Raw genomic sequence first — 21,355 nt, 5'->3', positions numbered from 1 at the left:
AACGTTCAACCTTGCCCGAGCTCGTCCGAAGCCGCAGCAGCAACCTGCTTGGTCTGGAGTTCCCGAACAGTATCGACGGCGCGCTTGCCGGCCAGGAAAGCATGGTCGGAATTATAATATTCCCATTCACTGTAGCGGCCCGCAAGAATGATGTCGCGCTCAGCCAGCCAGTCCCGGATCAGCTTGACGTTGCCGGCGCGGGCATGATCGTAAATCACATAGGCATGAGGCATATCGACTTGGTTGGCGGCCCAGATCGGGTCTTCGGCAGAAATGATGCCGACTTTGCGGCAATCCTGAATACATTGCTCAATCAGCGCATCGCTATCGCAGGGCAACGGTTTTCCCGGCGCATGGGTTATTTCGCAAGTCAGGCCGAAACCGCCCGGCGGGTTACAGTGCGGGCTGGCATTGCCTTGCACGAAGATACGGTGAAAGACGGTATCTTCCGGATAGTAAATCCAGTGCTTTTCGGTCAGGTTGGGGCGGCCGATGCCAAGATTCACACAGCGTACCGAAATATGACGCAGACTTTCCGCAGCCTGGCGGATACGGAAAGGAACCTCGCCGCGAATGCTTCGAAGCAGAACCGGCAACGGCATGGTGCTGATTAAGTGGCCGTATTCCAGTGTCGCGCCGTCGGCCAGAGTCACGCGGTGCTGGCTGGGCGAAATTGACACGACTTGGGAATTCAGGCGCAGTCGTCCTTTAATATAAGGAAGAAAGCCGTTCATCAAGGACTGGAAGCCGCCTTGCAACGGATAACCGAATCGTGCATTCGGCCCCATCGGCTTTGCTACCGGCCGCAAAGCGCCTTCGATCATTTCTTCGAGATCGGGCAATGGCACCCGCCCGCCCAGCCAGGAGGTTTCCATCTCCTTAAGGTCGACAGCCCACAGTTTGCGGTTGTAGGGAATCGCGAAATGCCTGGCGACACCTGCGCCCCAGACTTTGTAGATGAACTCTTCGAAGTTGGCATAAGGCTCGGCGCTATTTTTGGGAGTCGTTTTGGGCTTAACCAGTCGAACGGTGCTTTCAAGGACGCCATCGCCACAGCAATCCTTGACATCGCCGACGCGGCAAGCCGGATCTCTATTGTCAGCCGGTGCTTTCTCCAGACTCTTGTTATCGGTATTGAGTCCGCCGAAACGAGCCTCAATCGCTCCGACAATACATTCCTTGATCACCTCGTGCGGTAAGCCGTAAAGCGCGCCCTGGAACGGATAGCGGGTGTGCACGCCTTTGCTGTAAATCCAGGCTTCCCGGTCTTGCCAGTGGACGTTATCGCCGAGTAGCTTGTTGTACATCTCGTGAACATAAGGCTCGTTGGAAAACATGATGTGGCCGGCAAAATCGAAGGTAAAACCATTCTCTTCGATAGAGCGGCACCATCCGCCGACCGTATCGTTGGCTTCCAACAGCACTGAGTCCGGAGCGTGGAAAGCCGCCGATAATCCGGTCGGACCGGCTCCGATAATGGCCACTTCAGCGCGTTCTTTCCTGGCTCTGGTTCGGGCAAGCGCCACCGGGCCCTGGCCTTGCTGAATCTTGACGATTTCTTTTGCCATGGCGCGGGCAGTCATGTCCCAGGACGTATTCAACAATATTTTACGCATCCCGGCCAGTTGCCGGTTAAGCTGCTCTGCGGTTTGATTCAGTGCCTGGTCGCAGGCGGCGATGAAAGCATCGGCGCTATCGCCGATATGGACAAGATCGCCATAAGGTTCGACCACGTCGGTAATCGGCGTACTAACAATCGGCTTTTCCGCCGCCATGTATTCCAGGGTTTTAGTGGGGCTGATGAAACGGGTCGATTCATTAAGGGCGAAAGGCAGCAGGCAAACATCCCAGCCAGCCAGAAAAGCCGGTAGCTGGTCGTAAGTTTGTTGGCCTAAATAATAAATATTCGGATGCCGGGGCAGATCCGCCGGATCGATTTTGGTGACCGGGCCTACCATGAGCAATTGCCACTCGGGTCGTTCACGAGCCATTTGATCCAGCAGCGCCAAGTCGATGCGTTCGTCGATGACGCCGAAAAAACCTAACCGGGGCCGAGGCAGGTTCGATTGTTCGGCATGGTCAAGCGCGTTATTGCGGGCTTTTCCGAAATGGGCGGCGTCAACACTGCTTGGGAAACAATGCACATTGGGATGGCGGTCGCACTTGGCCTTGTATAGGCTGGGGCCGCCGGTGAACACCAGGTCCACACAACGATAGGCTTCCGCTTCCAATTCCAAAAGTTCCGGCGGCGCGCCTTTGAAAGCCGATAGTTCGTCCATGACATCGTAGATCATTGCCAAAGGTTTGAGCTTGCGAGCGAGAGGCAGGGCCATAGGCGTATAGAGCCAAACCAGAATATCGCGCAGAGCTAGCTGAGTAACCAGCTGATCAAGAAGAATACCGAGTTCATTCAGTTGGCTGCCGTTGAAGCCAGGGCTATCAGCCGTCGTGAAGGGAGTGCAGACCAGCACGGAGGAAACCGGCTGCTCAATGCCCCAGTGTGGGGCCTGTCCGGCTTCACAGGGCAACGGCTCTTCGATGAAAATGACAGGAAAACGCTTTGCAAGGCGTGACAACAAATGTTGAGGGCGCTGCCATACCCAGTTCCAACGCAAATGTGAAAAGACGATGATCGTAGGTATCTTATCCATAATCCCTCCTTAGGATGGGGTATGCTTGAATTGGCTTTTACCTTCAGCCCATTGCAAGTTGGCTGATCGGTTCCTCGGAACAGCACTATTTAAAGTGCTGCCATCGTGGTGCTGGCCGGCGGCAGCACCAATCTGTGCGTAGTATCGGCCCGCCTTGCAGACAGACCATTCCCGCCTTGGCCGAGATATCCACTGTATTCAGCAGAATTTCGTTTTCACCGCCAGCGCCAAGCTATTCATCCAATCGCAATTAAATAGTAGGGATGCCGGCCATAACGGTCTGTACGCTGGCGTACATTTTTTTATGCGTTTGGATTGAGTCAACGAGGGTCGTTTGCCGGACGCCGGCTACTAAAACAAGAACAGAGCCGGTAGATAATATTCGACTGTTGTTAGCGTCGAAGGGTCTTGACGAATGAAGGGAACAAGTTTCGGTTGAGGGTAACTTCTCGCTCGGCTGCATCGCGCGGCGAGGAAGTTATAACGATATTATTGGGGCAGACTCCGTGAAGCGGCCGCGTATTTCCTGGAGCCGCGGCGTACATTAGCAGTCAATTAGTAATTAACCACATCTGAAAACGCTGCCAATACCTGTATGGCAGCAATCTTCCGCTATTTTCTTATCCCGGCCTTAGCTAAGGGCCATTCTCCATTATTTAAAAAACAACTCGATAAATAACAAGAGAAAGAGTGCTGTATGTTGGGTGCCGAACTGAACGTAGCCGATCCTGGACCTAAAATTTCAAAGACATCGGCCATTTAATGTCCGGTTATACATTGTGACCGAATTGACCATCATTATTTTATTGTTCACCTGGAGAATTAATCATGAAAACAATCAAATCTTGTTCAGCATTTTTTCTCGTTCTGGCATTAACATTAATAGCAGGTCACGGAACTGCGATATCCGGTGAAAGGATTGACGTGGCTGCCGGAGGCGGCCAAAGCGCCGGCGATTATATTGACGATGCCATGATAACGACCAAGGTAAAAGCGGCTATCGCTGCCGATGACAAACTGAGTGCCTTCCAAATCAATGTTGAGACACTTAAAGGCGTTGTGCAATTAAGCGGCTTCGTAGACACGCATGATGAAATTACCAGAGCAGCAGAGGTTGCCCAGAAAGTTGAAGGCGTTAAATCAGTAACAACCACTATCCAACTTAAAGAAGAAAAATCAAAATAAGCTCAGCATGAAAGCAAGGACATGAGTTCTTCGGGCGAAGACGGCACATCCGAGGCCAAGGCAACGGATGCGCAAGCTGACGCGATTTGTGATGAAAGCGGACTGCTGACCAAACGTACCCTACTTGTGGTAACTGCCGGTTCTGCGGTTATTGCGCTGCTGCTGATGGTTTGGCAGGCGGCCCAGATTTTACTGCTGGTTTTCCTGAGCTTGTTATTGGCTCATTTTCTGCGGATTCTGGCGAACTTCATCAGCCGTCATATGCCGTTGTCTGTGGCTTGGTCGCTGGCATTGGTGGTTTTGCTACTGGTCGGGATTCTGTTATTGATCCTGTCGGTTTACGGCCCGGATATCGCCGATGGTTTCTACAAATTATTCCGGCAATTGCCGTCGGCGCAGGACCGGCTACGGGGCTTCCTCGAACGCTACGAGTGGGGGCCTGCCGTTATGGATAAATTGTCCAGTGCAGGAAACGCGCTGACTAATCCCAAGCAAATGGCGAAAATTGCCGGGATTTTTTCGACGGCGTTCGGGGCGTTGGGTAGTTTGGTGGTTGTGGTGGTGTTGAGCCTTTATTTTGCGTCCGATCCGAAAACCTATCTCACCGGCACGAAGCGCCTGTTTGCCAAGAAATACAGGGATCGTGTCGGCGAAGTCTTCGACAGGCTGGAGCATGCGCTTCGTTGGTGGTTGCTTGGCCGGATTATCACCATGTTCATCGTCGGCATACTGACCGGCGGCGGGCTGGCAATACTGGGCGTACCGTTCGCCTTCATCCTGGGCCTGATAGCCGCCATTTTAAATTTTATACCTAACGTCGGGCCGCTCATTGCCGGTGTGCCGGCGGTAATGGTCGGGTTTTCCCAGGACGGCACGACAGTGTTGTATATCGTCTTGCTTTATCTGGTGATTCAGAGCTTGGAGGGCTATTTGATCACGCCCTATATCCAGCAACGCACAGATTCCACGCCGCCGGCACTGCTGTTAATCGCGCAGCTGGTGTTGGGGGCCGGTTTCGGCATTCTGGGGCTTTTGCTGGCATCGCCGCTGCTGGTTGTGATCATGGTGCTGGTGCAAATGCTGTATATGCGCGACGTACTGAATGAACAGGTGAAGTTGCCTTGATGCGGCCAAACCAAGCCTACACCGCGCATCCTTACGGTTTAACTCAAAGGTTAGGAATGTCTGTTTATCGAAATTAACCAGCCATTCATCTGGCATCTTTGATCGGCAGGTCTTGGCCGAAGCCCGCATTAGAAGAAGGCCGGGCTGAGGTACGCAACCTAATGCATCGACGCGGCGCTTTTTTAAAGGTAAGGTGGCCTGCCGACGAAAACTTGTGGAGGCCGTTATGAACAACTCAATAATATCCTGCGATTTACATGATTACCTTGAAATCGCCTGCCTGTATGGCTATCAGATCCAACTGACGCTCAATGACCAACGAATTATCGAAGGTAAGGCCATCGATACTTTAACGACTGCTGACAAGCGTGAATTTCTGGTTATTGATAACGATCATGGTCATGGCCAAAAAGAGCAGATCGAGCTTAATCAAATCAGAAAACTGCAAGTCCTAACGCCAAACGCCAAATTTTCAGAAGTTGTTTTTTGATGGAATGAGGGAAAGAACTTTTGTGTAGGCGGTCATCCGACAGAAGATTGTCATTTTTCTTTAGTCTGTAGGTTGGTGCTGAGTGCAATGAAGCCCAACAATTACGCATCGATGTGTTGGGCTTCATTGCATTCAGCACAACCTCCGCGCTTGGTAGGGTACGCATCGCGTACCATTTTTAAATTACGTCATAATCTCAATAAAGGTACGCAATGCGTACCCAACGAGACTGTGGCGGAGTGCCAGTAGGTTTCTCGTATTTAAATCACTATTCTCCGGCCGGTATTCGCCGATGAGAATATCGCCTCCACGACCCGAATATCGCGTAGCCCTTCCTCGCCAGGCACCAGCAGAGGTTGATTGTGTAAAATAGCGAAGGCATCGTCATCCATCTGCTTGGCTTGCTGGCTGTTCAGAAAAGCGTCTAATATCTTGCCATCGCTGGTGGAACCGCGGATACCGTTATACGCCTAAAAGGGTTCCAACTGATACCAGCCTTTTTCGCAGTTCACGCGCAGGGAATTAATATTCCTAGCGAAGCTTGTCTGGCAATGCGCCCTGATGCCGCTGGGAAACTCAAGATCGAAGGTCATCGTTTCATCCACATCCTTAAAAACTTCCGGGCGGGCCGTCGACTGTTGGGCGGTCACTGCAATCGGCTCTTCGCCACTGCAATAGCGCGCGGCCTGTAGCGAATAAACCCCCATGTCATACATCGCACCTCCACCCATGCTCTTTTTCTGCCGCCAGTGATCGGTTCGGTTGTAGTGGAAGCCGGCGGCGGCCGATATCGATTTTACCGGACCATAGACTCTCTCTTTGCCGAAGCGGATCACTGCCTGGGTATTGGGCTCATGCTGCATGCGATAGCCGATCGCCAGCTTGACCTTGTTATCCCGGCAGGCCTTGATTATAGCCTCGCACTCATGGGCTGTCAGGGCCATGGGCTTTTCGCACCAGACGTGCTTGCCAGCGTTGGCCGCGCGGATGGCGTACTCCATATGCATGGAGTTTGGCAGCACGATATAGACAACATCGATGTCCGGGTTGTTGGCGATCTTATCCATCGATTGATAGTTATAAATATTCCGGTCCGGAATGCCATAGCGCCGTTTCCACTGCTCGGCTTTGGCCGGTGTCCCGGTGACGATTCCGGCAAGATAACAGTGCTTCGTGCGCTGCAAGGCCGGGGCCAGAAGGTTAGTGCTGTACAGGCCCAGCCCCACCAGGGCGACGCCCAGACGATCCTTGGCAGGCCGGGCCAAGACATTGAGTCGTGGCAGCGACAAGGCACTGGCGCCTAAAATCACTTGCTTGATGAATGTTCGACGTGTGGAAGTTTGTTGGTTCATAGAGGGTCCTCAACAATGAAGCGGCACTCACATGAGATTTTGCCTAAGGCGTCACGAATGACGCTGGAAAGGGAGTAATTCCGCTCCCGTCAGAAACACCAATTGCCTTTTGAGTTAAGTGGAAGGTATGAAAAAACCGGCAGCTTGTCAATTTTGACGGGCTTAAATAGCACTAAAAATCGTTTATAGAACACATGCCCTGAGGAGAACCAAGGCTGCTCCGGTTTCTCAAAGGGCTAAAAATTTGTGCGCAGCTAACACTTGCCGGGCTTTTAAAATGTAGGTGCGATTAGCTTGCGTAATCGCACATTTCGAAGCCAACATTCCTCCGATTACGCTATCGCTAACCGGAGCTACGCGGGCTGGTCCCGTATTTCTTAGCACTCAACAACGAGATAATTTTTTGATTTCCTTCAATTTTTGCAATATCTAATGGTGTGTCCCCATAATCATTTTTCAGATCGGGTACAGCTCCTGCGGCCAATAACGCCTCTACAACCACTTCTCTTTGCATTCTTACTGCATAATGAAGCGGGGTATCGCCAATATCCCCGTACAGATTCAAATCCGCCCCCGCAGCAATCATTATATTCACATCATCTATATCACCTCGAAAACAAGCCATGTGAAAAGGACTATCCTGATCAATTCCTAATTGATTGGGAGAAATCAGTTCTAAATCCTCAAATTGAACTTGCTGCTGATATTTTTTTAACAATTCTTTCAATTTGCTCTTAGCATCCATAATCTAAACCTTAAGGACATTTATTCCCACATTCTTTGTTATACAATTTATGTAACCTTTCTGCTCTTGCACGACGATCAGCAATATCTTTAGCATGTCTTCCCTCTGGAATTTGGATGCGGCCAATTTTTATCCCATTGCTCTTTCATGTCAGCACATTGCTTATGATAATTTATCGTATTTAGTAGATCGGTATATTTATCCCCTGTCGGTGGCGGCGGATTATCACAAAAAGCTTTGGCTGACTTATGTTCAGCATTCATTGCCGCTTGTTCTGCTGCTGATCCTTTTGGAAATGAATCAGCAATCATTGATCCGCCGACTGCAACAGTAGCAGCATCAATAATAGCCGGGTAGGGTACGCACCGCGTACCTTTTGGGTATTTTAATAGCGGAACGGTCTGAAAAATGGTACGCGGTGCGTACCCTACCCACTGGCATCTTTGATCGGCAGATTTGACCGAAGCCGGACACTAGCCGCCTTTTCAACATTGTTTACATAGCCTCGCGCGACGTTTCATCCAAGACTAACCCAATCTTCATCTAATCCTAATCAAACCTCTAGGTTTGCTCTCATCTTGATTCTGTACTCTTTACCTAAACGTAGCGATCTGGGTTCAATGCCGGTCGCGATAACTTTGGGGATGAATGGCTTTCGCCGTTCATCATTGAGCAGACAAAATAGGAGTTTCGCATATGCCACTCGGACTAGGTAATATTTTCAACGGGCTCTTCAAGCAATATGGACACACGGTGATCCTGTTGCTGCGGTTCATCGATATAACCATGCTGATCGGAGCCGCCTGGGTTTCTCATTATTTCTGGCTAGGCCAGTTCGTCATCGATCAGGACTACCGCATAGTGGTGTCTCTGGGCATTTTGGCGGCCATCATCTTCTTTGAAATCGGCCAGGTCTACCGTCCGTGGCGGAATGACGCGATGCGCGGGGAAATTCCGCGTATCGTCAGGGCCTGGGTCTCCGCGATCGTGTCGGTGATATCCATTGTTGCGTTAATTCGTTTGCATTTTTGGTTCGGCTCCAGTTATCGCTGGATCGTGACCTGGTGGGTGCTGGGCTTGTTGTTCGTCCTTGCCGCCCGAAGCCTGCTTTCGTATGCATTGAAATGGCTGCGCGCTCGCGGCTGGTCTCAAGGCCGTATCGTTCTGGTCGGATTGAACCAGATGGCCGTTGCGGTTAGCCGGCAGCTGAATGATTCCTCCTGGGCCGGTTTACAAGTTGTCGGTTATGTCGATGACCGGACCGAAAACCGGCAAGTGGTGAATGATTTTCCGCTGCCGCGCCTCGGTGGCTTGAAAGATCTCGCGACCATCGTCACCAAAGAATCCATAGACGAAGTGTGGATTGCATTTCCCGGCGAATCGCTGGCTGAACGCGCGCAACATGAACTGCGTCATTTGCCGGTCAGCATCCGTCTGGTTATCGACTGTTTCGCGTTCAAGCAAAGCAAGTTCCTGAGCCTGAACACGGTGGCCGGCATTCCGACTTTGGATTTCTCAGTTTCGCCATTGCATGGCGTCAACCGCTATATCAAGGAGATCATGGATAGATTCTTTGCGCTGATCCTGCTGCTTCTGATCAGTCCGATACTGTTAGTGATCGCAATCGGCGTCAAGCTGAGTTCGAAAGGCCCGGTGTTTTACCGGCAGGAACGGGTCGGCTGGAACAATCGCTCGTTTACGATGCTGAAGTTCCGCTCGATGCCGGTGGACGCGGAAGCCAAAACCGGCGCGGTGTGGGCAAAACCCGGCGAACAACGGGCGACCCGGTTTGGCGGTTTCCTGCGCAAAACCAGCCTGGACGAACTGCCGCAACTGATCAATGTGCTGAAAGGCGACATGTCCCTGGTCGGGCCGCGTCCTGAGCGTCCGGACTTTGTCGAAGTGTTCAAGGACCAGGTGCCGAATTACATGAAAAAACACATGGTCAAGGCCGGTATCACCGGCTGGGCGCAAGTCAACGGCTGGCGCGGAGATACCGACCTGAACCGCCGTATCGAACACGATTTGTACTACATCCAGCATTGGTCGATCTGGTTCGATTTGGAGATCGCGTTTCGCACGGTGCTGACCGGTTTTATCAATAAAAATGCGTATTAAGGCGCAAGGCGAAGGGCAAAAGGCTAAAGGGCAGCGTAATTTGGAGATTGGGCTTTTGCCCTTCGCCTTGCGCCCTTTGCCCTTTGCCTGCTTTTAAAATAATTACAGGATCACATTTGCCATGTTTAGATTAACTTTTAAATCAATGCCCCTAATACCGGTCTTGCTGCTGCAAGCCTGCGCTTTAACGCCCGGCATGGAGATGGAGACCAATAGTCCGTTATCGCATATCGAAGTGCCGATGATGAAAGACGGCAAGCTGGTCAAGGAAAAGGCGAAGATTTCCCAGATTACCGCGGACCTGATCATCGACCGGGAAAATTCGAGACAGCGCGCCGTCAATAGTCTTCCAACCCAGAATGTCTCCGCCGGCGAATACAAGATCGGCCCGCACGACAGGCTGCAAATCACAGTCTGGGAGCATCCCGAACTGAACGATCCCGGAGGCGAAAAAATCGATCCCGAATTGGCGGGCAAGACGGTTCAGGATGACGGCACGCTTTATTACCCCTACGTGGGCAGCGTGCCGGTGCAAGGAAAAACCGCCAGCGAGGTTAGGGAGATATTGACCCATGGGCTTTCCAAATACTTCAAGAAAGTCAAACTCGATGTCCGCGTGCTGTCATTCCAGAGCCATCGGGCGGCCGTGGTCGGCCAGGTCAAAATGCCGGGAATCCAGGCCATGACGGAAACGCCATTAACGATTACCGAAGCCATCAGCCGCGCCGGAGGCGTGACTGAGGACGCGGACACCAGCAACGTGACGCTGGCCCGCGACGGCAAGCTTTATAAGATTGATGTGATGAGATTGTACGAAAAGGGCGGCGTTGACCAAAACCTGTTGCTGAAAGACGGCGACGTGCTGAATGTCTCCGATCGCAAGGACAACAAGGTATTCGTCATGGGCGAAGTGGGCAGGCAGCAGGCTCTGCAAATCAACAAGGGCAAACTGACGCTCGCGCAGGCGCTGGCGGAAGCTTATGGCGTTGATTTCAATACTTCGCGGCCGGAAGAGATTTATGTAATCCGGACGGGCGAGATGCAGCCGGAGATTTTCCAGTTGAATGCGGAGTCGCCGGACGCGCTGATTCTTGCCGACCAGTTTGCGTTGCAAGCGCACGATACCGTGTTCGTGGGCACCGCAGGCGTGACCCAATGGTCCCGCGTCATGAATCAAATCTTGCCGGGCTCCTTTACATCCATGATGGGGCAAGCCGCTATGATGGGAATTTAATGATGTTTCAAGACACGGGTTTACTTTTTTCATGACTGGGATATTAAAGACTATGTATTCGCAAAATGAAGCTACTTTACAGCTGCCGCCGCTGAATCCGTCGCGGATTGAAGAGCAGGGCGTCAGTATCCGCGATTATGTCGATCTGCTGATCGAAGGCAAAAAGATAATCCTGATGACGTTGCTGTCGGTGCTGCTGATAGCTGTGGTCTACCTGGTGTTTGCTCCTAGCACTTACAAGGCTGACGCATTGCTGCGCATCGATAAGAACAAGGCGCTGCTTGCCGCTCCGCTGCGTAGCGAGGCGAACAATGCCTCGACTGAAGCCGATAGCCCACGGGCGCAGCGTGAGGTGGAAATTCTGCGCTCCCGTTCGGTGCTCGGCAAGGTGGTCGAGGATTTGAACCTGATGGTGGAATATACGCCGTATTATTTCCCCATTATCGGAGAAGCGTTGGCGCGACGGCATGATGCCCATGACGGGGTTGCAGACGCTTGGTGGGGATTCAACCGCTGGGCCTGGGGCGGCGAAAAACTGAAGGTCGCCACTTTCAATGTGCCGGATCGTTATCTGGGCAAGCCGTTTACGCTGATTGCGCAGGAACAAGGCCGTTTCCGCCTGCTCGGTCCCAAGGGTGAAACCCTGGCCGAAGGGCAGATAGGCGATACGCTGACCGCCGACATGGGTGAAGCTGCGCCTGTCGTTATCAAGATCACCGAATTCGAGGCCCATCCCGGCACGCATTTCGAGATGACCCGGAAAACCTCGCTGGCGGCCATCGAAACCTTGCAAAAGGCTTTTTCCGTCAAGGAAGTTTCCAAAGACACGGATATTCTGAGCGTCGAACTTAAGGGCCGTAATCCTGAGCAACTCGCCAAATCCGTCAACGACATCGCCACCATTTATGTCAACGCGACCGTCAATTGGGAATCTGCGGAAGCCTCGCAAAAGTTGAGCTTTTTGGAAAGCCAGCTGCCGGTGGTCAAGGAACGCCTGGAAAAGGCGGAGCAGGGCTTGAGCGTCTACAGGCAACAGCATGGCGCGGTCGACATATCCGCCGAGGCCGAGATACTGCTCAAACAGGCCTCCGAAATGGAGACATTGGGTATTCAGCTCAAGCAAAAGTATGAAGAACAGAACCAGCACCTGGAGGCCGCTCATCCCGATATGGTCGCCACCAAGGCGCAGATCAGGCGTATCGATCAAAAGCTGGCGAATTTGGACAAACGGATTAAAGATTTGCCGCGCACTCAGCAGAGTGTCGTGAGCCTGTCGCGGGATGTTCAGGTCAACACCGAGCTTTATACTTCGCTGCTGAACAGCGCCCAGGAACAGCGCATTGCCGCGGCAGGTTCGCTGGGTAACTCCCGCATTGTCGATTTTGCGGTAACCCCGGAAAAACCGTATTGGCCGAAGCCCGGCCTGTTGTTAGCCATTGCCGCACTGCTGGGCTTGACTGCTGGGTCTGCCATCGTGTTTCTAAGGCACTCCTTGCAGCGTCACGATAACTACCCGGCCATGCTGGAATATCAGGTAGGCTTGCCGCTTTTTGCGGCCATCCCGCATAGCAAAAAACAACGTAAGTTGGCCCGCCTGATCGATCAGGGCAAGGACCGTGAACCGGGCATCCTGGTCAGTCAGGACCCGCTCGATATCTCCGTGGAATCGTTGCGGGGGCTGCGTACCACGCTGGAAGCGACGCTGGCCAGCGACGCGAGCAAGGTCATCATGGTCAGCAGTCCTGCGCCGAGCATGGGCAAATCCTTTGTCAGCACCAATCTTTCGGCATTGCTGGCGAGTATTAAAAAACGCGTGCTGATCATCGATGCGGACATGCGCAACGGCCGGCTGCACGAAACGTTTTCCGTCGACAAGGGGCCGGGACTTTCCGACCTGTTGGCAGGCACGGCCACGCTGGGCGAGGTGATCGTCAGCCTGCCGGATGTCGGCGTGGACTTGATACCGCGCGGAAGCATGGTGCTGAATCCTGCGGAATTGCTGGTACTCGGCAATCTGGAAGAAACGCTTGAGCAATTGAAGAGTTTTTATAACCATATCGTGATCGATTCGCCGCCGATTTTAGGCGCCACCGACGCGGCCATTATGGGCAAGTACGCCGACGCCACGTTTTTGGTTGTCAAGGAAGGCCGCTACACGGCTCAGGAGTTGGAAGTCAGCTTCAGGCGCTTCCAGCAGGTCGGCATTAAACCGAACGGCTTCATTATCAACGATATGAAAGAGGGTTCGTCGTATTACCCATATTACGGCTATGCCTATCACCGCAGCGACATGGATGACAATAATCCGTCGTTATTTACGGCCGGGTATCAGGCGATTGGCGATTGGCTGGGAAAACGTCAGGAGCATGATTTAGAACGTCAGGACCCTGATTTTCTTATAGATTCGTATCACGACGACGACGCGGACGGTAAGGCGAAGGCGTAACATGAAAATCCGCTTCGAAAAAGACTTGCCGTTTCTGTTGTTCGCGCTGGTCAGCGCGTCGACAGTGGCTGCCTTGCCTCAGGTCGAGTCGGCCTGGACAGGCGTCAAAGAGGTTTACGGCGAGCAGGATTTCGGGTTGCGTATTCTTCGCGAGTTGATGTTGCTGGTGCTGGTGGCTTATGCGTTTTTCGAGCCGCGCTTGCGGAACGGGGCATTGTCCAGCACGGTATTGGCTTTTCTGGCCGTTGTCGCCAGCTATGTGTTGTTTGAGATTGGCTATGCGCTGTACCTGGATTTGCCGTTGGTGGTGCCGATGGCGGGGCTGCGCGTTTTCGAATACCTGCCGCTGGCCTTGATCGGTTTCGTGACCAGCCGCTTGGGCGCAGGCAGCTATATCATCAATCGCTTCGCGCATTTTCTGCGCTATTACATTGCGCTGCAGGCGGTGCTGGCGATAGCCCAGGCATTGTGGGCGCCGCCGTTGTTCGGGGTGTCGTTCTTCGGCGGCGGACGGCCGTTCGGCACCTTTGTCAGTCCGAACCTGTTCGGCGCGACCATGGCGACTTGCGCGCTGCTGTTCGCGCTGGTTCCAGGGATGGGCAAGTGGGTGGCGGTCAGCGTATTTTTAGCACTGTTGAGCGGTTCGCGGACTGCGTTCATCAGCTCGTTGCTGGTGGTTTATTTTCAGGTTTATGCAGTGCTCCGCCCCCGCGATCGCTGGGCGTTGGTCATGCCTGCGCCGATCCTTGCGGTGGGTGCGCTGGTGCTGGCGTCCAGTCCGTTGCTTAGCGGACGGGACGACGCCGACCCAACCCAGGACGGCCGCATAGACCTGTGGCAGCGGGTGTTCTCGGAACAAATGCATGGACCTGCGGATTTGCTGTTCGGCTGGGGACTGGGGCTGAGTTCCAATACCATCAATGTTCTGTATGGCGCCGAACATTTTAAGGGTCAATTCGATTCCGACAGCCTTTATTTATTCCTGCTGAACGGTTACGGGCTGATCGGCTTGCTGGCGTATTTACTCTTTTTATGGACAACGGCAAGGACGTCCGTCCACCCTAACAAAGGGATGGTGGTGATGTTTATTCTGATTGCCGGGCTGACATTCAATATGTGGGAGTATTTTCCGCAAAACGCGATGCTGATGTATCTCTGGGGAATGGTATTAGGTACCGGAGGCCAGCCGGTTTCTGCCCCGGTGCAGGCTGAAAGAATATTCAGGTCTTCCAGGTTTTAAAAACCTGGAAGGTCTTACGTAGCGATGCAGACTAAGTAATGACTGATTAAGAGACCTATGTTCGGACTATTGAAAGAAAGACGATTATTCGGTGACGCATTCTGGGCGCTGTTTGGGCAAGCCATGTCCGCGTGCGCTTTGCTGGCGGGCACTCGCGTCCTGACCGAACTGGTAACGCCCGATATCTACGGACAAGTCGCTTTGTTGAATGGTTTTGCGGCACTGGGCGTTACGCTGTTTTCCTATCCGTTTATTTGCGCCGGCATGAGGATATTGCCCGAGTGCCTGAATAAAGGGGAGCGTGCGGTTTTATACCGGGTTGTGTCAGGACTGACTGCCCGGGCAACGGCGGTGGCGACAGCTTTATTGGTGCTGGGCGGCGCTGCCTACAGTTATTTTACGCACAGCGATGTCTGGCTGTTTATGCTGACAGGCGTTCTTCTGATCGTCACAGTCCGGCGCGAACTGGGTATCCAGTTGCTGATCGGCGAGCGCAAGCAGCGCGGCGCAAGTTTGTGGCAAACCAGCGACAGTATTTTGCGGCCAGTGCTGGCGATTTCGTTGGTGGTGTGGGGAGGGCAAAAGGCCGAGTGGGTATTGCTGGGCTATATCGCGGCCAGCGCGGTCTCGAATACGGTCTGGTCGTTAGCGCTGGGCGCCAGGGCTGACAAAAACAGGCCTTTTGTTAGCACCCGTAATTTCAAAACCGATGTGTGGGCCTATGCCTTGCCGCTCATCCCGATGGAACTGATATTTTGGGTTAACGGTCTGGGCGACCGCTATGTGATCGGCTATTTGATGACGGCTGCGGAGGTGGGTTTATATGCAGCGACTTACACGATAATCAACGAGGCGTTTAACCGCAGCGCTATGGTTTTATTGCGTACTTTCCAGCCGGTTTACTTTCAGTCTTATTCCGAAAACCGGGCCGGCGAAGGGTTCAGGATTTTATGGATATGGATAGGATGCGTTGTTGCTTTAGGGCTTATCGGCGTATCGCTATTGCTGGTTACCAAGGACTGGGTGGCAGCGATGGTGCTTGCAAAATCCTATCATTCGGCGGTGGAGTTGATGCCTGCCATTGCTATCGGTTGCGCGCTGCATGCCTTGGGAACGGTAGTGGCTCAGCCCTTGCTGGCTAATAAACGCACACGGCTGATGTTGTTGGGACGCATATGCGGGGCCGTGGCGGCGGCTATCAGTATTCCGCTGATGGTAAAAAATTACGGCTTGCTCGGCGCCGCCATGGCTAACCCTATCTATTTCGGCGTCGAGGCGTTGGTTTTGGCGATGTTGGCCAAGCCCTGGCGGAGCGTCGGCACAGTTCATGGCGGACAGTTGGAACAGGAAAATTCAGGCTGCGAAGCTACGGTTTGAGCTTCGCAAGATGCGCTTGTCATTAAGTGGCAATGGGTTAACGGGTTATAAAAAGAGAAATATAAGGAGAATACTATGACGCATGCCTCAACAGCTTCAGGAATCTATGGCGAGATTTTGCGCGAATGCGTGGCCTGTAGAGCCGAGAAAATAAGATACTGGCGGCAGAAAAACTTCCACTATACCGAGAACGCCAGCAACAAGGAGTTCCATATCTACCGTTGCGAGAATTGTGGAACCGGCTTTTTAAACCGGCCGCCGCATGTGAAATTGCTGCAATCCATTTATCAATATTCAGGCCAGGCGTTGACCCAGTCGATAACGCTGGAGGACGTGCTGGCTAGAGAGGAAGCCTTTCCAAATTGTACGGTGGACGCCGAGCGTATGAGCCGGCAGGCCCACCTGATCAATAATTCGGGCAATGGCCGGGCTCTTGATATCGGCTCGGGTTTTGGTTTTTACACGCAGGCGCTTAGAAAAGTGGGCTACCGGACGGTCAGCATCAATCCCGGCCAATACGAAAACGAAGTGTTCAGGAATCTGAACGGCGATGAACCTATTGACGTGATGTTTGAACAATACGAACCTTCTGAGCCGTTTGGCGTAGTGATGATGTCGCAGGTATTGGAACATCTGCTCAATCCGGATAACGCGATCGGCAAGGTCGCGGACTTGTTGGCGCCGGGCGGCGTCTTGGCTTGCGCTGTGCCTAATTACGACTCGTTTTTAGTCAAGCTGCTGGGCACCAGGGACAACGCTTGTTTGTGGGTGCCGGAGCATGTCAATTACTTTACCGAGAGCGGGTTGAAAGCCTTGGTGGAACGAAACGGCTTTAAGGTCGTTAAAGTCGAGCAAATAACCCGGATCCCATTCAACGCGTTATCCAAGCGGCTGCGCCTGAAAGGACAATCGGCTGCCGTTGTTGACGGTTGGGTCAAGTCTTTGCAAGCCCCGTTTATCCGGTTGATGCATCGCTTCGGGCTGGGCATCTATATCAATTTATATGCGGTCAAGAAATAAAACGCGTTTTTCACCACAGAGGACACGAAGAACACGAAGTTTTATGTTTTCTTCGTGTTCTTCGTGTCTTCGTGGTGAATAACCAATCATAAATTCAGATAAATCTATGCTAACCATTGTCATTCTAACCAAAAACGAGCAGGCCAATCTGCCGGGCTGCCTGGCGGCTATCCCTGAGCGCTATCCGATTGTGATTGTGGATTCGGGAAGCACCGATGATACGATTGTCACCGCCATTAGCCGGGGTTGCAGAATTTATACCAATCCGTGGCCCGGCTTTGCCGAGCAGCGCAACTTTGCGATCAAGCAATGCGATATCAACACGCCCTGGATCTTGTTCGTCGATGCCGACGAAATCTACCCGCAAGCTTTTTACGACTGGTTTGAATCCGGGATGGCGGGTACCGATTCCATTGATGTGCTGATGGTGCCGTCGATACTGTATCTGCGCGGCAAGCGCCTGAATTACGCTCCCGGCTATCCGATTTATCACCCGAGACTGGTGCGCAGGGAAACGACAAGCTTTGTCCGCAACCATACCGGGCATGGGGAAGCCGTCCTCAATACTTGCCGGATCGGCTATTCCGATATTCCGTATGAACACTATTTCTATCATGGCGAGATTATCGAATGGATGCATAAACACGTTGATAAAGCCGCGCAAGAGGTGCAGCTACAGCCGACAACCGGTGCGGTAATGACCACAAGAGGGCGGTTAAGCGTGTTATTGGGGCGATCCTGGATCAGGATTATTGCCCGTTTTTTATACCACTTCGTATTTCGGGGCGGTTTTTTGGACGGAGCTGCCGGACTGGAGTTTGCATTAATGTTTACCTGGTATGAGGCAACGATCTATTTACAGGCAAAAGCCGGCGCTCAAGCGAGGTGATTACTATGAAAATCTCACTGGTTTTAGCAACGCTGGGAAGAGACTGGGAGTTGGCGGATTTTTTGAAGTCCCTGGCCAACCAAAGCTATAAAGACTTCGAGTTGATTATCATCGACCAAAACAAGGACGGCAAGATCGACGCCATCGTCGAGCAGATCAAGAGCTGCCTTGATGTGAGGCATGTGAAAGTGGGTTTTACAGGTAACGCCAGGGCCAGGGACTACGGCATAGGCTTGGCTCAGGGCAGGATCGTCGCGTTTCCGGATGACGATTGCGCCTACGATAAGGATGTCCTGAAAAAAGTGGTCGACGAGTTTAAAAGGCGGCCGAACCTTTCCATCCTGGTGGCCGGTTCTTACGATGCTTCAACCAGCCGCTTTAGTATCGGCGTTAACAGTAACAAAGCCGGGTATTTTTCACGCTTTCATATGATGGGGGTAGAGTTCACGCAGTTTTTCGATCGGAAAAAGATCGATGGCAAGCTCTTCCACCTGGACCATGATTTCGGGCTCGGTTCCAAGTATTCGGGAGGCGAGGGCTTTGAGCTTTTATATCGCTTGCTTCGGGCAGGCTGCGTCGCCTTTTATACCCCGGAAATAAAAATTTATCATCCGGACAAAGACCATTACAAGCTGGGTACCGGAAGAATGCTGATGTATTCCACCGGGGTCGGGGCTTATATCAGGAAATTCGCCAATCAGAAGGACGCATACATTCTGTACTACATCGTTCGCAAGATGTTTGTCGCGCCCGCCCTAAAAATAGCGCTGGCGCTGGTTTTATTAAACCCGAAAAGACTGGCTTACTCTTTTTACAACCTCGTCGGCATTTGGCGCGGATTTTTGGCGTATGGAAGGTGAGAAAGGCTAAAGGCTAAAGGCTAAAGGCGGAGGGCTAAGGGCTAAGGGCAATGCTGTTGACTTAAGCAGTACAAAGCCCTCTCCAGAGGGATGCCTACATGGATGTAGGTAGTAGAGCAATGCAGGAGCAATTGCCGAGAGGGTTGGGTGAGGGGAAATCAAAATAAGGAAGAAGGCTTATTTAATCCCCCTCATCCCAACCTTCTCCCTGAGGGAGAAGGAGCCCGCACGCTTAAGTCAATAGCATTGAGGGCTAAGGGCGGGGTACAAATCGGTTGGCGGACTTTTTCGTCTTTTGCCCTTTGCCTTTCGCCTTTTCTCACCAATTTATTCAAAGCATGTTTTTCAGGAGAAATACTATGAATGCAGGTATTGTTACCACGCATATACCCCCGGCTAAGGGTTACGGCGGGGTGTCCGTGACAGCCAGCGTTTTGACCAAGGCTTGGGTTGAGGGCGGCCATAAAATGGCCTTGGTCGCATCCGACGAGTCGATTGACGGCCGCTTGCGCCCCGAACAGGTGTGCCTTGGCGAACAGGTGGATGTCAGGCTGTACCGGTGTTATGGATTCAGGCGCTGGGGCTTTGGCCTGGGCGCTATTCCGGAACTGTTCAAACTATGCCGCGATGCGCCGGTGATCTATATCCACGGCATCGCAACCTGGCCGTCTACGCTGGCGGCGGTTTTTTGCAGCCTGTTGCGCCGCCCGTTCATGGTCGCTGTGCACGGCGGTCTGATGCCGGAGCATGTCGATTTAATACGGCGGCAGAAGCCGCATAAATGGCTGTTCTATAAGTGGTTGACCTTTCCGACCTTGCGGCGCGCCATTGCCGTGCATTGCACCAGCGAGACCGAGGCCGAAGGCGTGTACAGCGTACTCGGCAAAAATGCCCGCATACTGCTGGTTCCGAACGGCATCGACAGCCGCGAATTTAAGGTAGCCCCATATCCTGCCGGGGCAGGCATGAAGCTTTGCTTTCTGGGACATATTCAACAGGAAAAAGGCATCAATGCCTTTATTCGGGCCTGGCTGAAAGTGAGGAATCCCGAGGATCGTCTGGTTATCGCCGGTAGAAGCGTAGACGGCGATTATTTTGAAGAGTTTCAGGCGCTGGTCGAACAGGCCCAAGGCGCTATCAGTTATAGCGGCTACCTGGAGCGCGGCGAAGTGATGGACTTGCTGGCGTCCAGCCATTTTCTGGTGTTGCCTTCGGGTTTGGAGGAAGCCGGCGGCATGCGCGAAAACTTCGGTAATGTGGTGGCCGAAGCCATGGCCTCAGGACGCCCTGTACTGGTCGCCAAAGGTCTGGCATGGGACCATCTGGAATCGTTTGGGGCCGGTTTTGTTTTCGACAGAACCGAGGCTTCGGTCTGTGAAGCGCTACGCAAGGCGCAATCTCTGGGGCGCTGGGAGTGGGCACGGATGTCGTTCAATGGCCGGCAGTATGTTGAACAGCAGCTCGATCCGGTCAAGCTTGGCGAACGGGTCTGGCAGGTGTTGAAAAAATTCGGTCGGACTGATTTGCCGCAACCACAGGCCAAAAGGGCTTCGTTATGAGTAAGGTCGGCTTGATCGTGCCTACGCTGAATGCGGGTAGTTTATGGAATTCCTGGCTTAAAGTCGTCGATCAGCAGACCCGGAAGCCGGATTTTTTGTTGGTGATCGATTCTTCGTCCAGCGATGACACTGTCGTTTTAGCGCGCGTCTACGACTTTGAGGTGCGGGTTATTCCCAAGTCGGCATTTAACCACGGCGGCACCCGCCAGTGGGGTGTCGAGATGCTGCCTGAAGCGGATATTATCGTGTTCCTGACCCAGGATGCCTTATTGGCCGCTCCCGATGCGGTCGAGCGGCTGTTGGCGGCGTTCAATGATGAGCAGGTCGGTGCGGCTTATGGACGCCAGCTTCCGCACCGGGACGCAGGGCCGATTGCCGCCCATGCCCGTCTGTTCAATTATCCGGCCGAAAGTCAGTTGCGCAGCCTGGACGATAAGACGCGCTTTGGCATCAAAACCGCGTTCATATCCAATTCCTTTGCCGCCTATCGGCGGAGCGCGCTGATGCAGGTCAGCGGCTTCCCTGTCGACACCATCATGAACGAAGACACTTATGTGGCCGGAAAAATGCTGGTATCCGGCTGGAAAATCGCTTATTGCGCCGATGCCCACGTGTTCCATTCCCATGATTACGGTTTTGCGGACGAATTTAAGCGTTATTTCGATATCGGCGTTTTCCATACCCATAGTGCTTGGCTGCAACAGACATTCGGCGGCGCATCCGGCGAAGGTTTGCGCTTTGTCATTTCGGAAATGCGCTACCTGATGAAGCACGCTCCGTTGCTGATTCCTTCCGCAGTGCTGCGGACAGGGCTGAAATGGCTCGGGTTCAAGCTGGGCGCGTTGCATCATGGTTTGCCGCCAGCTATTCTCAGACGCGTTAGCCTGCATAAGACTTACTGGCTTCGCGCTCTGCCGTAAACTAATCGACTGATGTTATTCACGGAAATTTTTCCCATATGCCGCGCCGAGCATACGAGACTGTGAAAGCACCGTAGTACCATTTTCTGGATCAAGTCCCAAAAAGATACGAGACTGTGAAAGTATTCGATTTAGAACCAAAGC

At 52.8% G+C, this 21,355-nt stretch carries 17 protein-coding genes; 13 read left to right on the top strand and 4 right to left on the bottom strand.

The genetic code is table 11. The annotated features are described in order from the left end of the window. Positions 1–5 precede the first annotated feature (5 nt). Positions 6–2,651, bottom strand: a complete 2,646-nt coding sequence (locus M0R47_RS00725; protein ID WP_292548978.1) for an FAD-dependent oxidoreductase — start codon at positions 2,649–2,651, stop codon at positions 6–8. A gap of 828 nt (positions 2,652–3,479) precedes the next feature. Between M0R47_RS00725 and M0R47_RS00720 the strand changes: the two genes are divergently transcribed. The 3 genes from M0R47_RS00720 to M0R47_RS00710 all read left to right on the top strand — a co-directional run bounded on the left by M0R47_RS00720 (position 3,480) and on the right by M0R47_RS00710 (position 5,451). Beyond that, on the top strand, positions 3,480–3,836 hold the full coding sequence (locus M0R47_RS00720; RefSeq protein WP_292548976.1) for a BON domain-containing protein: 357 nt from the start codon (positions 3,480–3,482) through the stop codon (positions 3,834–3,836). Between the two features lie 21 nt (positions 3,837–3,857). Further along, complete coding sequence (locus M0R47_RS00715) at positions 3,858–4,961, top strand: AI-2E family transporter (RefSeq protein ID WP_292548974.1); 1,104 nt, start codon at positions 3,858–3,860, stop codon at positions 4,959–4,961. A gap of 226 nt (positions 4,962–5,187) precedes the next feature. Continuing rightward, positions 5,188–5,451: a Rho-binding antiterminator gene (locus tag M0R47_RS00710; RefSeq protein ID WP_292548972.1), complete on the top strand. Its 264-nt coding sequence runs from the start codon at positions 5,188–5,190 to the stop codon at positions 5,449–5,451. Positions 5,452–5,921: 470 nt separating this feature from the next. Here M0R47_RS00710 and M0R47_RS00705 read toward each other — a convergent pair whose 3' ends face one another. From M0R47_RS00705 to M0R47_RS00695, 3 genes are all read right to left on the bottom strand, one after another. Continuing rightward, on the bottom strand, positions 5,922–6,803 hold the full coding sequence (locus M0R47_RS00705) for a Gfo/Idh/MocA family oxidoreductase (RefSeq protein WP_292548970.1): 882 nt from the start codon (positions 6,801–6,803) through the stop codon (positions 5,922–5,924). A gap of 343 nt (positions 6,804–7,146) precedes the next feature. Continuing rightward, positions 7,147–7,548 (bottom strand): ankyrin repeat domain-containing protein, encoded by a 402-nt coding sequence (locus tag M0R47_RS00700; RefSeq protein ID WP_292548968.1) that lies wholly within the window; start codon positions 7,546–7,548, stop codon positions 7,147–7,149. A gap of 89 nt (positions 7,549–7,637) precedes the next feature. After that, the gene (locus tag M0R47_RS00695; protein WP_292548966.1) at positions 7,638–7,859 is read right to left on the bottom strand and encodes a hypothetical protein; all 222 of its coding nucleotides are present in this window, start codon (positions 7,857–7,859) and stop codon (positions 7,638–7,640) included. 385 nt (positions 7,860–8,244) lie between these two features. On the opposite strand from M0R47_RS00695, the gene M0R47_RS00690 reads away from it, so the two are divergent. The 10 genes from M0R47_RS00690 (at position 8,245) to M0R47_RS00645 (ending at position 21,211) form a co-directional block, all read left to right on the top strand. Then, positions 8,245–9,666, top strand: a complete 1,422-nt coding sequence (locus M0R47_RS00690; RefSeq protein ID WP_292548964.1) for an undecaprenyl-phosphate glucose phosphotransferase — start codon at positions 8,245–8,247, stop codon at positions 9,664–9,666. A 121-nt stretch (positions 9,667–9,787) separates the two neighbouring features. Continuing rightward, positions 9,788–10,900: a polysaccharide biosynthesis/export family protein gene (locus M0R47_RS00685; protein WP_292548962.1), complete on the top strand. Its 1,113-nt coding sequence runs from the start codon at positions 9,788–9,790 to the stop codon at positions 10,898–10,900. 52 nt (positions 10,901–10,952) lie between these two features. Further along, positions 10,953–13,346: a polysaccharide biosynthesis tyrosine autokinase gene (locus M0R47_RS00680; protein ID WP_292548960.1), complete on the top strand. Its 2,394-nt coding sequence runs from the start codon at positions 10,953–10,955 to the stop codon at positions 13,344–13,346. A 1-nt stretch (position 13,347) separates the two neighbouring features. After that, positions 13,348–14,586, top strand: coding sequence for an O-antigen ligase family protein (locus M0R47_RS00675; protein WP_292548958.1), 1,239 nt, complete (start codon positions 13,348–13,350; stop codon positions 14,584–14,586). A gap of 57 nt (positions 14,587–14,643) precedes the next feature. After that, entirely contained in the window at positions 14,644–15,963 is a 1,320-nt protein-coding gene (locus tag M0R47_RS00670) for a lipopolysaccharide biosynthesis protein (protein ID WP_292548956.1), read from the top strand. Between the two features lie 75 nt (positions 15,964–16,038). Then, entirely contained in the window at positions 16,039–16,983 is a 945-nt protein-coding gene (locus tag M0R47_RS00665) for a class I SAM-dependent methyltransferase (RefSeq protein ID WP_292548954.1), read from the top strand. 106 nt (positions 16,984–17,089) lie between these two features. Beyond that, the gene (locus M0R47_RS00660) at positions 17,090–17,872 is read left to right on the top strand and encodes a glycosyltransferase family 2 protein (RefSeq protein ID WP_292548952.1); all 783 of its coding nucleotides are present in this window, start codon (positions 17,090–17,092) and stop codon (positions 17,870–17,872) included. Between the two features lie 5 nt (positions 17,873–17,877). After that, entirely contained in the window at positions 17,878–18,732 is an 855-nt protein-coding gene (locus M0R47_RS00655) for a glycosyltransferase family A protein (RefSeq protein WP_292548949.1), read from the top strand. Between the two features lie 359 nt (positions 18,733–19,091). Continuing rightward, the gene (locus tag M0R47_RS00650; protein WP_292548947.1) at positions 19,092–20,291 is read left to right on the top strand and encodes a glycosyltransferase family 4 protein; all 1,200 of its coding nucleotides are present in this window, start codon (positions 19,092–19,094) and stop codon (positions 20,289–20,291) included. Next, positions 20,288–21,211, top strand: coding sequence for a glycosyltransferase (locus M0R47_RS00645; RefSeq protein WP_292548945.1), 924 nt, complete (start codon positions 20,288–20,290; stop codon positions 21,209–21,211). Before M0R47_RS00650 ends, M0R47_RS00645 begins: the two co-directional genes overlap by 4 nt. Positions 21,212–21,355 lie beyond the last annotated feature (144 nt).

The sequence above is a fragment of the Methylobacter sp. genome (genome assembly GCF_023227905.1).
In the GTDB taxonomy this organism is placed as follows: Bacteria; Pseudomonadota; Gammaproteobacteria; order Methylococcales; family Methylomonadaceae; genus Methylobacter_A.
This window is presented reverse-complemented; position numbering and strand designations above follow the sequence as displayed.

Coding starts and splice junctions, on each gene's coding strand:
- M0R47_RS00660 (WP_292548952.1), top strand. CDS start 17,090: ATGCTAACCATTGTCATTCTAACCAAAAACGAGCAGGCCAATCTGCCG.
- M0R47_RS00670 (WP_292548956.1), top strand. CDS start 14,644: ATGTTCGGACTATTGAAAGAAAGACGATTATTCGGTGACGCATTCTGG.
- M0R47_RS00665 (WP_292548954.1), top strand. CDS start 16,039: ATGACGCATGCCTCAACAGCTTCAGGAATCTATGGCGAGATTTTGCGC.
- M0R47_RS00710 (WP_292548972.1), top strand. CDS start 5,188: ATGAACAACTCAATAATATCCTGCGATTTACATGATTACCTTGAAATC.
- M0R47_RS00705 (WP_292548970.1), bottom strand. CDS start 6,803: ATGAACCAACAAACTTCCACACGTCGAACATTCATCAAGCAAGTGATT.
- M0R47_RS00650 (WP_292548947.1), top strand. CDS start 19,092: ATGAATGCAGGTATTGTTACCACGCATATACCCCCGGCTAAGGGTTAC.
- M0R47_RS00715 (WP_292548974.1), top strand. CDS start 3,858: ATGAGTTCTTCGGGCGAAGACGGCACATCCGAGGCCAAGGCAACGGAT.
- M0R47_RS00655 (WP_292548949.1), top strand. CDS start 17,878: ATGAAAATCTCACTGGTTTTAGCAACGCTGGGAAGAGACTGGGAGTTG.
- M0R47_RS00725 (WP_292548978.1), bottom strand. CDS start 2,651: ATGGATAAGATACCTACGATCATCGTCTTTTCACATTTGCGTTGGAAC.
- M0R47_RS00675 (WP_292548958.1), top strand. CDS start 13,348: ATGAAAATCCGCTTCGAAAAAGACTTGCCGTTTCTGTTGTTCGCGCTG.
- M0R47_RS00720 (WP_292548976.1), top strand. CDS start 3,480: ATGAAAACAATCAAATCTTGTTCAGCATTTTTTCTCGTTCTGGCATTA.
- M0R47_RS00690 (WP_292548964.1), top strand. CDS start 8,245: ATGCCACTCGGACTAGGTAATATTTTCAACGGGCTCTTCAAGCAATAT.
- M0R47_RS00695 (WP_292548966.1), bottom strand. CDS start 7,859: ATGATTGCTGATTCATTTCCAAAAGGATCAGCAGCAGAACAAGCGGCA.
- M0R47_RS00685 (WP_292548962.1), top strand. CDS start 9,788: ATGTTTAGATTAACTTTTAAATCAATGCCCCTAATACCGGTCTTGCTG.
- M0R47_RS00680 (WP_292548960.1), top strand. CDS start 10,953: ATGTATTCGCAAAATGAAGCTACTTTACAGCTGCCGCCGCTGAATCCG.
- M0R47_RS00700 (WP_292548968.1), bottom strand. CDS start 7,548: ATGGATGCTAAGAGCAAATTGAAAGAATTGTTAAAAAAATATCAGCAG.
- M0R47_RS00645 (WP_292548945.1), top strand. CDS start 20,288: ATGAGTAAGGTCGGCTTGATCGTGCCTACGCTGAATGCGGGTAGTTTA.